The organism is Enterococcus sp. SMC-9 (assembly GCF_021011285.1).
In the GTDB taxonomy this organism is placed as follows: domain Bacteria; phylum Bacillota; class Bacilli; order Lactobacillales; family Enterococcaceae; genus Enterococcus_C; species Enterococcus_C montenegrensis.
Genome location: NZ_JAILYE010000001.1, coordinates 420,029 through 433,589, shown reverse-complemented (window position 1 = coordinate 433,589; position 13,561 = coordinate 420,029). Strand labels below are relative to the sequence as shown.

The 13,561-nt window shown below is 39.3% G+C and carries 9 protein-coding genes and 1 other annotated feature; all 9 genes read left to right on the top strand.

The features are described 5' to 3' along the window. Positions 1-69: 69 nt before the first annotated feature. The 9 genes from ftsA (at position 70) to gltB (ending at position 13,561) form a co-directional block, all read left to right on the top strand. Positions 70-1,398, top strand: a complete 1,329-nt coding sequence (ftsA, locus tag K4422_RS02155; RefSeq protein WP_206903886.1) for a cell division protein FtsA — start codon at positions 70-72, stop codon at positions 1,396-1,398. 24 nt (positions 1,399-1,422) lie between these two features. Beyond that, the gene (gene ftsZ / locus K4422_RS02150; protein ID WP_206903887.1) at positions 1,423-2,661 is read left to right on the top strand and encodes a cell division protein FtsZ; all 1,239 of its coding nucleotides are present in this window, start codon (positions 1,423-1,425) and stop codon (positions 2,659-2,661) included. A 24-nt stretch (positions 2,662-2,685) separates the two neighbouring features. Continuing rightward, positions 2,686-3,363, top strand: a complete 678-nt coding sequence (locus K4422_RS02145) for a YggS family pyridoxal phosphate-dependent enzyme (protein ID WP_230708893.1) — start codon at positions 2,686-2,688, stop codon at positions 3,361-3,363. Positions 3,364-3,377: 14 nt separating this feature from the next. Beyond that, the gene (locus K4422_RS02140) at positions 3,378-3,914 is read left to right on the top strand and encodes a cell division protein SepF (RefSeq protein ID WP_206903889.1); all 537 of its coding nucleotides are present in this window, start codon (positions 3,378-3,380) and stop codon (positions 3,912-3,914) included. Between the two features lie 70 nt (positions 3,915-3,984). Next, the gene (locus K4422_RS02135) at positions 3,985-4,194 is read left to right on the top strand and encodes a YggT family protein (protein ID WP_051113726.1); all 210 of its coding nucleotides are present in this window, start codon (positions 3,985-3,987) and stop codon (positions 4,192-4,194) included. Between the two features lie 20 nt (positions 4,195-4,214). After that, complete coding sequence (locus K4422_RS02130; protein WP_230708891.1) at positions 4,215-4,997, top strand: YlmH family RNA-binding protein; 783 nt, start codon at positions 4,215-4,217, stop codon at positions 4,995-4,997. An 18-nt stretch (positions 4,998-5,015) separates the two neighbouring features. Then, positions 5,016-5,777 carry a DivIVA domain-containing protein gene (locus K4422_RS02125; protein ID WP_206903892.1) on the top strand — a complete coding sequence of 254 codons (762 nt, stop codon included), beginning with the start codon at positions 5,016-5,018 and terminating at the stop codon, positions 5,775-5,777. After that, positions 5,761-5,971, top strand: a binding site (T-box leader). It overlaps the preceding gene by 17 nt. 73 nt (positions 5,972-6,044) lie before the next feature. Then, on the top strand, positions 6,045-8,837 hold the full coding sequence (gene ileS, locus K4422_RS02120) for an isoleucine--tRNA ligase (RefSeq protein WP_230708889.1): 2,793 nt from the start codon (positions 6,045-6,047) through the stop codon (positions 8,835-8,837). A 254-nt stretch (positions 8,838-9,091) separates the two neighbouring features. Further along, positions 9,092-13,561: a glutamate synthase large subunit gene (gene gltB, locus K4422_RS02115; protein ID WP_230709009.1), complete on the top strand. Its 4,470-nt coding sequence runs from the start codon at positions 9,092-9,094 to the stop codon at positions 13,559-13,561.

Below are 13,561 nucleotides of genomic sequence, written 5' to 3'. Positions count from 1 at the left end.
AACTGATAGATAAAAACGAACCTTTACTGTTCGATCTATATGGAAATTTAGTAGGAGGGAATCCCATTCATGGCAAAAACGGGAATGTATGTCGGCCTTGACATTGGAACGACTTCAGTCAAAGTTGTCGTTGCAGAGTATGTCGAAAACCAAATGAATATCATTGGTGTAGGCAACGCCAAATCTGAAGGTATTAACAGAGGGATTATTGTCGATATTGAAAAGTCGGTTCAAGCAATTCAACGGGCCGTCAAGCAAGCAGAAGAAAAAGCAGGTATCCAAATTCGCAGTGTGAGCGTTGGTGTTCCAGCAAACTTATTAGAAGTAGAAAACTGTCAAGGAATGATTGCTGTTAACAGCGAATCAAAAGAAATTACAGATGAAGATGTACGTAACGTCGCTTCAGCTGCTTTAGTACGTTCAGTTCCTCCTGAAAGACAAATCATTACGATTTTGCCGCAAGAATTTACTGTGGATGGCTTTGAAGGTATTAAAGATCCACGGGGGATGATTGGTGTACGTCTAGAAATGTTCGGCGTTGTTTTCACCGGCCCTAAAACAATTTTACACAACATTCGTAAATGTGTTGAAAAAGCAGGACTTCATTTAAATGAAATGGTGATTACACCACTCGCTTTAACAGAGTCTATTTTATCTGATGGTGAAAAAGATTTTGGTACGACCGTGATTGATATTGGTGGCGGTCAAACGACAACTTCAGTTATGCATGATAAACAATTGAAATTCACCCACGTTAACCAAGAAGGTGGGGAATATGTTACAAAAGATATTTCAACTGTTTTAAATACTTCATTTAACAACGCTGAAGCACTAAAAATCAATTATGGGGATGCTTATCCAGAGCGTACTTCTGCTAGCGAAGAGTTTCCAGTAGATGTCATTGGTAAATCTGAACCGGTTAAAATTGATGAACGCTATTTAGCAGAAATTATTGAAGCGCGGATGGAACAAATCTTCAACAAGTCTAAAGAAGTACTAGACGAAATTGATGCGTTAAGTTTACCAGGAGGTGTCGTTTTAACAGGCGGCGCTGCAAGCTTACCTGGTGTGGTAGACTTAGCCCAAGAAATTTTTGGCACAAATGTGAAATTGTACGTGCCAAATCACATGGGATTACGTAACCCAGTCTTTACTAATGTGATTTCAATCGTAGACTATTCTGCTAACTTAAGTGAAGTTTATCAATTAGCTAAAACGGCTGTAACAGGGGAAAAAACACAACCTGCAACAAGCCATGAAGCACCAGTTCCTGTTACACAAGAGCAAGCCTATGATGAATATGACGGCCAAGAAGATACTTATGAAGAAACAAATGAATCTACTGGCGAAAGCGTTAAAGATAAAGTAAAAGATTTCTTTTCGAATATTTTCGACTAAACCCAAGCAGGAGGAATAAACATTATGGAATTTTCAATTGACAATACCGTAAATGACGGCGCAGTCATTAAAGTTATCGGCGTCGGCGGTGGCGGTGGCAACGCAGTCAACCGAATGATCGAAGAAAACGTTAAAGGTGTAGAGTTCATCGCAGCTAATACGGATGTGCAAGCCTTAAAAAATTCAAAAGCAGAAACAGTTATTCAATTAGGCCCTAAATATACACGTGGTCTTGGTGCTGGTTCACAACCTGAAGTTGGCCAAAAAGCCGCTGAAGAAAGTGAAGAATCAATTCGCGAAGCCTTAGATGGTGCAGACATGATCTTCATCACCGCTGGTATGGGTGGCGGTACTGGTACTGGTGCTGCTCCAATCGTAGCTAAAATCGCCAAAGAACTTGGCGCATTAACTGTGGGTGTTGTGACACGTCCTTTTACTTTTGAAGGACCAAAACGTGGCCGCTTTGCAGCTGAAGGTATCGCACAATTAAAAGAAAATGTGGATACATTATTAATTATTTCAAACAACCGTCTATTAGAAGTTGTTGATAAGAAAACGCCAATGTTAGAAGCTTTCCGTGAAGCTGATAATGTTTTACGCCAAGGTGTACAAGGCATTTCTGATTTGATTACAGCTCCGGGTTACGTGAACTTGGACTTTGCTGATGTGAAAACAGTTATGGAAAACCAAGGTACTGCTTTAATGGGGATCGGGGTTGCCTCTGGTGAAGATCGCGTAATCGAAGCGACGAAAAAAGCTATTTCTTCGCCATTGTTAGAAACTTCAATCGATGGTGCTGAACAAGTCTTATTAAATATCACAGGCGGCTTGGATATGACTTTATTTGAAGCACAAGATGCTTCTGATATTGTTGCAAATGCTGCAACTGGCGATGTAAACATTATCTTAGGTACTTCAATTAATGAAGAATTAGGTGATGAGATTCGCGTAACAGTAATTGCAACAGGAATTGATCCAACAAAAAAAGAAAATAAAGGCCGCACTTCAAGACAAAATCAAATCCACAGCATCCCACAAAAACCGGTTTTAGATATGGAACAAGCAAAACCAACACAACCTGAAGATGATAATGCTTTTGGTGATTGGGATATTCGCAAGGAGCAAACAGTGCGTCCTAAAGTTGATGATACACAATTTGAAAATATCGAAAAGAAAGAATTCGATACATTTAATCGTGACGATGTAAAATCTGGTGATGATGACGAATTAAGTACACCACCATTCTTCCGTCGCAAACGTTAATTAAAGCTTTGGAGGTAAGAGCACATGATTGCTGAGAACTTGCGGGAGGTCCGACAAGAGATACAGGAGTCATGTGCTCTTGTTGGTCGTGATGAAAAAAGTGTCCGGTTGGTTGCCGTGACGAAAACTGTCTCCAGCCAGGTAATGCGCCAGTTAATTGCGCAAAATGTTTTGGATCTAGCAGAAAACCGGACAGATGTTTTCTTAGAAAAAAAACAAGAATTAGCCGATATTAACACGATTTGCTGGCATTTTATTGGCAATTTACAGCGGAGAAAGGTAAAATTAATTATAAATAAAATAGACTATTTCCATGCTTTAGATAACTTAAGCTTGGCGGCTGAAATTCAAAAAAGAGCGGAGCATGTAATTAAATGCTTCGTAGAAGTTAACGTTTCTGGTGAAGCGTCAAAACATGGCGTCACACCGGCAGAACTTCCTGAATTTATTGCTGCTCTTTACGCTTATGATAAAATCCAAGTCGTAGGTCTGATGACAATGGCACCATTTGGAGCTAAGGTAGAAGAACAACGCGCTATATTTGGAAAGCTACGGCAGCTGCAACAAGAAATTGAAGCAGCCAATTTAGTCTATGCTCCCTGTCATGAATTAAGTATGGGAATGAGTAATGACTTTCCAGCAGCTATTTATGAAGGGGCAACATTTATTCGTGTCGGTACGGCTTTAGTCAAAGATGCCTAAAAGGAGGAGTTATCATGTCGATCTTTAGTAAAGCGGCAGATTTTTTCGGTCTATCAGAAGATAGCTATGAAGAATATGAAGTGGCCCCTGCGGTCAATGGTTATGAAGAAGCAGTTGTTGAAGAAATTCCGGTTGAAAAATCAAATCCTGTAACAAATCATGAACCTGTCTATGAAACACCCAAATCAGATAAAAAAGTTGTTTCGTTACGGCAAAATATGAAGACACCCGTAACGCCTAAACGGCAACAGCCGGTAAATACAAGTAAAAATACGGCTGGAAAAATTACGATTTTAGAGCCGCGTAATTACCATGAAGTAAAAAAGATTGCCCAACATATTTTAAATGGAGAAGCAGTCTTAGTTAATTTTCAATCAGTTGAAGAAGATCAAGCAAGACGAATCGTAGATTTTCTAACCGGAACAGTCTATGCTCAAGATGGCGACATTAAACGCGTGGGGGACGAAATTTTCTTATGTACGCCCTATGATGTTGAAATTGACGGTCAAGGAACTTTTCCAACTGAAACGGATTTATACGATTTAAATTGAGGAGGCAATTGCCATTTTTAGGTTATTGAGTTTATTTAGCGATGCCGTTTATTTATATTCGGTTTTACTAATGATTTATGCTTTACTGTCTTGGTTTCCAGGCGGTTATCAATCAGCGATTGGTCGCTTTTTGCGGAAAATTTGTGAACCATATTTAAGTTTATTCGATCGTCTTAATTTAACAATTGGGCCGATTGACTTAACGATTGCTGTTGCAATTATCGTGTTAAATTTGGCCAGCCAAGGCCTAACGACTATATTAGTCAATATTATGTATTAGGAAATGAGGGGTGGGAGTCAATGAACGTAAATGTCTATCAACATTTTCGGGCTGATGAACGCCCTTTTATTGACGCTGTAACCGATTGGATTGAACAAGTGCAAATGCAATATGCACCGTATTTAACCGACTTTTTAGATCCGCGTCAAGCGTATATCGCGCAAACGTTGATTCGTCAGGAAACAGAATTGAAATTTATGTTTTATGGCGGTTATGAACAAGCTGAAAGACGGCGTTTATTAATTTATCCGGATTATTACGAACCCTCTTTAGACGAATTTGATATTGCCGTTTATCAAGTGCACTATCCTGTTAAATTTGCCAATTTAAGTCACGGTAAATTATTAGGTACTTTAATGGGTACTGGAATTAAGCGGGAATATTTCGGTGATATTATTAGTGATGGTACAGCCTGGCAAATCTTCATTGCAAAAGAAGTTGCTAGTTTTGTTGCCTTACAACTTACTAAAGTCGGTAATGTAACAACTCGCCTAGAAGAAGTGCGCTATACAGAGATTTTAAAACCCAAAGACAGTTGGGAAGAAGAAAAAACTACGGTTTCTTCTTTACGTTTAGACACAGTAATCTCTACTGTTTTCAACATTTCCCGCCAGCGGGCCAAACAATTGGTGGAAAGCGGGAAAATCAAAGTCAACTGGACAGAAACGCTGCGACCAGATTTTATGTTAGATTTACTAGACATTATTTCAGTACGGGGCTTTGGTCGTATTCAGCTACAAGGAATTGAAGGTAAAACTAAAAAAGATAAAATACGCTTAACATTAGGTGTTTTAAGAAAATAAGTAAAGGTGGTAGAAAAAATGGCATTAACTCCATTAGACATTAATAATAAGACCTTCGCAGTAAAAATGCGGGGATATAATCAAGATGAAGTAGACGACTTCTTGGATTTAGTTGGTCGTGATTATGAAGAATTACTTCAAAAGAATCGTGAAATGGAAAAAGCTTTAAAACATGCAGAAGAAAAACTGGAATATTTCAATGAATTAAAAGACGCCTTAAACCAGTCCATCATTGTAGCCCAAGATACTGCCGATAAAGTAAAAACGAGTGCCAGCAAAGAATCTGAAGTAATTGTTACCTCAGCGCAAAATCGTGCCGATGAGTTAGTTTCAAGTGCTGAAAAACACGCCCATGAATTAACCACCGCTGCAGAACAAAAAGCTAAAGAAATTTTAAATGATGCTAGCGAAAGTGCGCGTCAACTTGCAACAGAAACCAATGATTTGAAAACCAAAACACGCGTTTTCCACCAAAACTTAACATTAATGTTGCAATCTCAATTAGAACAAGTGAAAAGTCCAGAATGGGATGAAATTTTGAAGCCATTTGCAAGCTACGTTCAAGATGGCCACGAAGCTTTCCAACAACTAATGGAAAAAGAACTTGACAAAGAAAATCCAGATGAAGTAAACTCAAACAGTGATATGACTGAAAATCAAGTCGATATAGTAGAAGCTAGTGAAAAAATCATTACACCAAGTCAAGAAATTCCTGCGGTCAACACATTAGATGATGCCAAAGAATTATTAAATAAAATTGAAGAAAAAGACCAAAAATAGAACAGAAAAGTTTTTAGCATTTCTAAAGCGAGTCGGTGACAGTGAAAGACCGATGAACCCTACTAAAAAAAAGATCCTCTATTGGTTTTAATGTTGAATGAAGTAAACATTGACGTGTGATTCACGTTAACAATCACAAAGAAGTACAGTTTTGTACAAATTTGGGTGGTACCACGACAACGTTCGTCCCTTTTTGGGGATGAGCGTTTTTTTATACACTTTTTCACAGTTGCTAACTGTAAAAATAAAGGACAGGAGCGGATATTCATGAAGATGAAAGAAACATTACATCTAGGTAAAACCGGTTTTCCAATGCGAGGCAATTTGCCAAACCGGGAAAAAGAATGGCAAAAAAATTGGGAAGAAGCTGATTTGTATGGGCAACGCCAAAAATTAAACGAAGGTAAACCTTCTTTTGTTTTACACGACGGTCCGCCATATGCCAATGGGAATATTCATATTGGTCATTCATTAAATAAAATTAGTAAAGATATTATCGTCCGCTTCAAATCAATGTCTGGTTTTCGGGCGCCATATGTTCCTGGTTGGGATACACATGGTTTACCAATCGAACAAGTTTTAACCAATAAAGGGATTAAACGTAAAGAAATGACAATGGCAGAGTACCGGGAAAAATGTCGGGAATATGCGATGTCACAAGTTGATAAACAACGTAATGACTTCAAACGACTAGGTGTTGCTGGTGACTGGGATAACCCCTATGTTACCTTAGACCCAGCCTATGAAGCAGCCGAAATTCGCGTTTTTGGTAAAATGGCAGAAAAAGGCTATATCTATAAAGGTTTAAAACCAATTTACTGGTCACCATCAAGTGAATCTTCTTTAGCTGAAGCCGAAATTGAATATAAAGATGTGAAATCACCATCAATTTATGTTGCCTTTAAAGTAGTAGATGGCAAAGATTTGCTAGATACGGACACTTCATTTGTAATTTGGACAACAACCCCTTGGACCTTACCAGCAAATCTTGGTATTTCTGTTAATCCAACCTATACTTACGTACAAATTGAAGCCGATGGAAAAAAATATGTCGTTGCCAAAGACCTATTAGATACCGTTAAAGATCAAATTGGTTGGGAAAATGTCAAAGTTTTACAGGAATTTCCAGGTACAGCAATGGAGTATATGACGGCAAAACATCCATTTTACGATCGGACCTCACTTGTAATGTGTGGAGATCATGTTACGCTAGATGCCGGAACTGGTTTAGTTCACACTGCTCCAGGACATGGTGAAGATGACTACATCGTTGGTAAAAAATACGGACTAGAAGTTTTATCACCAGTTGATAACCGTGGTATGTTTACGGCTGAAGCACCTGGTTTTGAAGGGATGTTTTACGACAAAGCAAACCCAGAAGTTACCAAGTTATTAGAAGATAAAGGTGCATTATTAAAACTAGACTTCTTTACCCATAGCTATCCTCATGACTGGCGAACAAAAAAACCAGTTATTTATCGCGCAACACCACAATGGTTTGCTTCAATTGATAAATTTAGAAGCGATATTTTAACTGAAATCGAAAAAGTGGATTGGATTATTCCTTGGGGAAAAACACGTCTTTACAACATGATTCGTGACCGTGGTGATTGGGTGATTTCCCGTCAACGAGCGTGGGGTGTACCATTGCCAATTTTTTATGCGGAAAATGGGGAAGCAATCATCACACCGGAAACAATTGAACATGTTGCTGAATTATTTGCCGCTCATGGTTCAAATATCTGGTTTGAAAAAGAAGCCAAGGAATTATTACCTGCAGGCTTTACACATCCTGGTTCACCAAACGGAGAATTTACGAAAGAAAATGATATTATGGATGTTTGGTTTGACTCAGGTTCATCCCATGAAGCAGTCTTGCGCCAACGTCCCGAATTAAGCTTTCCTGCGGATATGTATTTGGAAGGCTCTGACCAATACCGTGGCTGGTTTAACTCAAGTATCACTACCAGTGTTGCCATCAATGGCGTGGCACCTTATAAAGCCGTCTTATCACAAGGCTTCACGTTAGATGGCGAAGGTCGGAAGATGAGTAAATCTTTAGGCAATACCATCGCTCCTGAAAAAGTTATCAATCAAATGGGCGCAGATATTTTACGCCTGTGGGTAGCAAGTGTGGATTATGAAGCTGATGTACGGGTTTCAATGGATATTTTGAATCAAGTTTCAGAAGTTTACCGTAAAATCCGTAACACGATGCGCTTCTTGTTAGCTAATACAAATGACTTTGATCCAAAAGCTGACGCTGTGCCTTTTGAAGAATTACGCTCGGTTGATAAATATATGACAGTACGGTTAAACCAAGTTATAAAGACAATCTTAGAAGATGGCTATGAAAAATATAATTTCTTACACATCTATCGTACCGTCATGAATTTCTTAACAGTAGACTTATCTTCTTTCTATTTAGACTTTGCTAAAGATGTCGTCTATATTGAAGCTGAAAATGACCATGCGCGTCGCGCGATGCAGACAGTCTTTTATCAAGCAGTCGTTGCTTTGACAAAACTTTTGACACCAATCATCCCGCACACAGCTGAAGAGATCTGGTCTTACTTACCAGAAGAAGAAGATTACGTTCAATTAGCAGAAATGCCCGGCTATAAAGAATTTGCCAACCAAGATGAATTACTTGATCTGTGGAGTGCCTTTTTAGACTTTAGAGATAATGTATTAAAAGCTTTAGAGCAAGCCCGAAATGAAAAATTAATCGGTAAACCACTAGAAGCAAAAGTAACGATTTATCCCAATGAACAAGTTGCTGCCCTTTTAACTGCAGTTGATAGCAATTTGGCGCAATTACTAATTGTCGCAGAAGATTACTTTAAAGTTGAACAAGTTGGTAGCCTTGTTCCAGAAAATGCTATGAAATTTGAAGACGTTGCGATTTTAGTTGAAAAAGCAGATGGTCATGTCTGTGATCGTTGCCGTCAAGTTAGAAAAGAAGTCGGTAGTGATAGTGCCTTACCAACCTTATGTCACCACTGTACACAAATCGTCAAAGAAAATTACCCTAATGAAGTAGCTGAAGGAATCGAATAAAAATTTAAAGTCGCCAATCCCGGCTTTTCATGTTATAAATAAGGACCTGGAATGTCTTACATTTCAAGTCCTTATTTCGTCTCTGTTTTTTTAAGCAGATGTTATATTTTACGAACGTTTCTAAAAAAAAACGATGAAAATTTTTGAAAGTAATTGCAGTGTCGTGAAAAACAATGTAAACTAGTAAAAATTAGAATTTTCAGAAAATAAAAAAAGTAGGTGCTTGCGTGGAAAAAATTGCAGAAAAAAACTTGATGTATGACCCCAAGTTTGAAAAAGATGCGTGTGGGATGGGCTTTATCGCACAAAAAGATGGCAAGCCCTCTCACCAATTAGTTGAACATGCCTTAACGATGTTAGAGCGAATGAATCACCGTGGTGGGACTGGTGCTGAACCAGACACTGGTGATGGCGCAGGCATTTTAATGGCTTTACCAGATCGTTTCTTTCAAAAAAAAGCCCAAGAAGCTGGAGTAACATTGCCTAAAAAAGGCGAGTACGCAGTAGCAATGTTATTTTTACCTAAGGATAAAATACAAAAAGAACAAATGACTAATGTTTTAATACAGGACATTTTACAAGCGGGGTATGATGTTTTGTGGGCGCGGGATGTACCCTTTAACTTTTATGAATGTGGCCCTGGCGCTCAAGCTGTTATGCCGAATTTTTTACAATTATTTATTGAAAAACCGATGGATGTGAAAAGCGGCCGCACTTTTGAAGACCAACTATTTCGTTTGCGCCGGAAAATTGAAAAATCATATAATCCAGATGAGCTGGTCATTTGTAGTTTGTCTGCCAAAACAATTGTTTATAAAGGGATGCTACATGCTTACCAAGTAGGCCTTTTTTACCCAGATTTAAAAGATGCGTCAATGGAGACGAGCATTGCCTTGACTCATTCTCGTTTTTCTACCAACACATTTCCAAGTTGGGACCGCGCACAGCCTTTTCGTTTTTTGGCCCACAATGGGGAAATCAACACACTTCGAGGTGCAGAAAATTGGATGCATAGCCATAAAATTGAAGTCTACAACAAAGACAATTCAGATTCGGCAAAACTAGAGAACTGTTTAGAATATTTGTATCGTAACGGCCGCGATATTCCCCATGCATTAATGATGATGGTACCAGAAGCCTGGTCAAAAGAAGCCAATTTAACCAAGGAACTACAAGCCTTTAATGAATACAATGCGAGCTTTATGGCGCCTTGGGATGGACCGGCTGCATTATGTTTTACCGATGGTGAAATTGTTGGGGCAGCTTTAGATCGAAATGGATTACGGCCTTCTCGTTACTCTATTACAAAAGATGGGTTAATTGTGGTTGCTTCAGAATCCGGGGTAGTCGATTTAGCCCCAGAAGATGTACTTGAAAAAGGTGTTTTAGGACCGGCTAATCTGTTTTTAGTCGATACAAAACAAGGAAAAATTTATCGTAACGAAGAAATTCGTCAAAAATATGCTACGGCTAAGCCTTATGAAACATGGCTAAAAGAAAAGCGAATCAATTTAAACGAAATAAAAACACCAAAGAAAAAAAGCAACCCCTTGTCAGAAAAAGAAATCCGACAATTGTGGCGACTCAATGGGTATACTGATGAAATTTTACGTACCGTCATTGTACCAATGGCTGAAAATGGAGAAGAACCTGTTATTTCGATGGGATTTGACTCACCGCTAGCAGTTTTAAGTGAAAAACCACAATCTTTATTCACATACTTCAAACAACAATTTGCCCAAGTGACCAATCCGCCCATTGATGCTATTCGTGAAAAAATGGTAATTGGGACAGAACTTTTCCTCGGTAGAGATAGCGATATTCGCAAAGATCAGGCTGAAAATTGTAGTAAAGTAAAAATTGACAGTCCAATTTTAAGTACAGCAGACTTTGAAAAGTTATTAACGGTCGATCAAGATCAACAAAAAACCGTAGTTCAATCTATTTTGTATCCAGTAAATGAAGATGATCCCAATAGTTTGCAGCAAGCTTTAGAACATGTCTTTAAAGAAGCGGAAACAAAAATCGATAATGGCGGAACGATTATCGTTTTAAGTGATCGCAATCGCCAAAAGGGGGAAATGGCAATCCCAATTTTATTAGCAGTTTCTGGGTTGCATAACTATTTAGTTTCTCGTGGAAAAGGATCACTGGCTTCAATTGTGGCTGATACTGCTGAGGTTTGTGAAGTACATCACTGTGGCATGTTAGTCGGTTATGGTGCTAGTGGTGTACATCCTTATTTAGCCTATGCTTCTTTACTAGCTTATAATTTAAGTGATAAAGTGGAAAATTTTCGCAAGGCTTGTGAAAAAGGTCTCATTAAAGTGATGTCGCGGATGGGTATTTCCACTGTCGCAGGCTATCACGGGGCACAGTTATTTGAAGCAGTAGGAATTTCCAGTACAGTAGTAGAACAATATTTTACTGGTACGGCTAGCCGGATTGGCGGTTTAAATTTGGCCCAAATTGAAGCAGAATATTATGCTTGTTATCAACAAGCTTTTGGTGCTAATGCCAATGATTATTTACCTTCTGGTGGTAGTTATCAGTACAAAGCTGATGGCGAACATCACTTGTTTAATCCCAAAACGATTTATAATTTCCAAAAAGCAGTTCGTAGTGGGCGTTATGAACTCTATCAAGAATACGCCAAAGCTATGAATGAAGAAGCATTAGCAACACCTGCGACTTTGCGTTCGATGTGGGAGTTTAAAAATGTCCGACCGTCAGTAGACTTGGCTGAAGTGGAACCAGCTGCTGATATCGTGAAGCGATTTAAAGTTGGTGCTATGTCCTATGGTTCTTTAAGTGAAGAAGCCCATAAATGTTTAGCAGAAGCTATGAACGCTATTGGTGCGAAATCTAATAGCGGTGAAGGTGGCGAACATCGCGATCGTTTCAAACCACTGCCAGATGGACGAAACTTTAATAGTAAAATTAAACAAGTCGCCTCTGGCCGTTTTGGTGTGAACGCCGAATACTTAATGAGCGCTGAAGAATTACAGATTAAAGTGGCACAAGGGGCTAAACCCGGCGAAGGCGGACAATTGCCAGGCAATAAAGTTTTTCCTTGGGTTGCAGAAATTCGCGGTTCTACTCCAGGGGTTAGGCTCATTTCACCACCACCGCACCACGATATTTATTCCATTGAAGATTTGGCACAATTAATTTATGACTTAAAAGCGATTAATCCTTACGCCAAAATCAATGTTAAGCTGGTCTCTTCGACTGGTGTGGGTACTATTGCAACCGGAGTGGTAAAGGCCGGAGCAGATGTTGTGGTAATCTCTGGCTATGATGGCGGAACCGGCGCATCTCCTAGAAACTCAGTGAGAGATGCTGGTCTGCCTTGGGAAATGGGTTTAACTGAAGCCCATCAAACATTGGCGCTAAATCAGTTGCGCCAACGGGTTATTTTAGAAACTGATGGCAAACTTATGACAGGAAAAGACATTGCCGTTGCCGCCTTATTAGGAGCAGAAGAATACAGTTTTGCTTCTTTAGCATTAGTGGCAGTTGGCTGTGTCATGATGCGGGTATGTAGTTTAAATACCTGTCCTGTCGGTGTCGCCACCCAAAATCCTGCCCTCCGACAATTCTTTGCGGGCAAACCTGAACACGTGATAAATGCAATGATGTTCTTAGCCGAAGATTTACGGGAGATTATGGCGCAATTAGGTTTTAAAACGATTGATGAAATGATAGGTCACACCGAAGTGATTAAACCGCGTTATGTAGCAAAAGGTAAAGCAAAATCCCTTGATTTTTCTAAAATGTTAGCTACAACTGCCGGTATTGAACGAAAAGTAAGTGATCCTTTCTTGGAAAAACGGCAATGGCCATTGCTAGATGATTATGCTAAAGCGGCAATTGAAGCCAAACAAACCGTAACAGTAAAAGAAAATATCAACAATGTGAAACGCTCTGTGGGCGCGCGCATGGGAGGCTGGATTGCTGAACGTTTTGGCAATTACGCCTTAACGCCAGGTTTATTGAAATACGAGTACGAAGGAATTGCGGGTCAAAGTTTTGGTGCCTTTACAACCCAAGGGATGGAGTTAAAATTAATCGGAGAAGCTAACGACTACGTAGCAAAAGGATTAAGTGGTGGACGCTTGATTATTGTTCCTCCCCAAAAAGCAGCATATGATACAAAAAATTCGCCAATTGTTGGAAACGTTGCGTGTTTTGGCGCTAATAAAGGAGAAGCTTACTTCCGTGGTTTAGCGGGCGAACGTTTTTGTGTCCGCAATAGCGGTGCCAAAGTAGTGGTTGAAGGTGTAGGTGATAATGGCTGTGAGTATATGACTGGTGGTATTGCAGTTATTCTAGGAAAAACTGGTCGTAACTTTGCTGCGGGTATGTCAGGTGGCTTAGCTTACATTTACGATCCAGATAAGAGTTTTCCTGCTTGCTGCAATATGGAAATGGTAGAGCTGTATCCAATTGACGAACAAGACCATATCTTAAAAGAATTGATTGAAAATCATTTTGAATATACTGCTTCACCAAAAGCAGCCGAAATTTTAGCAAATTGGGAAACAGCAAAAACAGATTTCATTAAAGTTTATCCAAAGGAATTTCACGCTGTCAACGATGCCTTAAAAGAATTTCAAGCACAAGGACTGGCAGGCGATAAATTGCTACATGCCGCTTTTGAAAAAGTAATCGGCACAAAAAAAGAAGTAACAATTTCAGTTGCAGGAAAGGAGCGTGGCTAA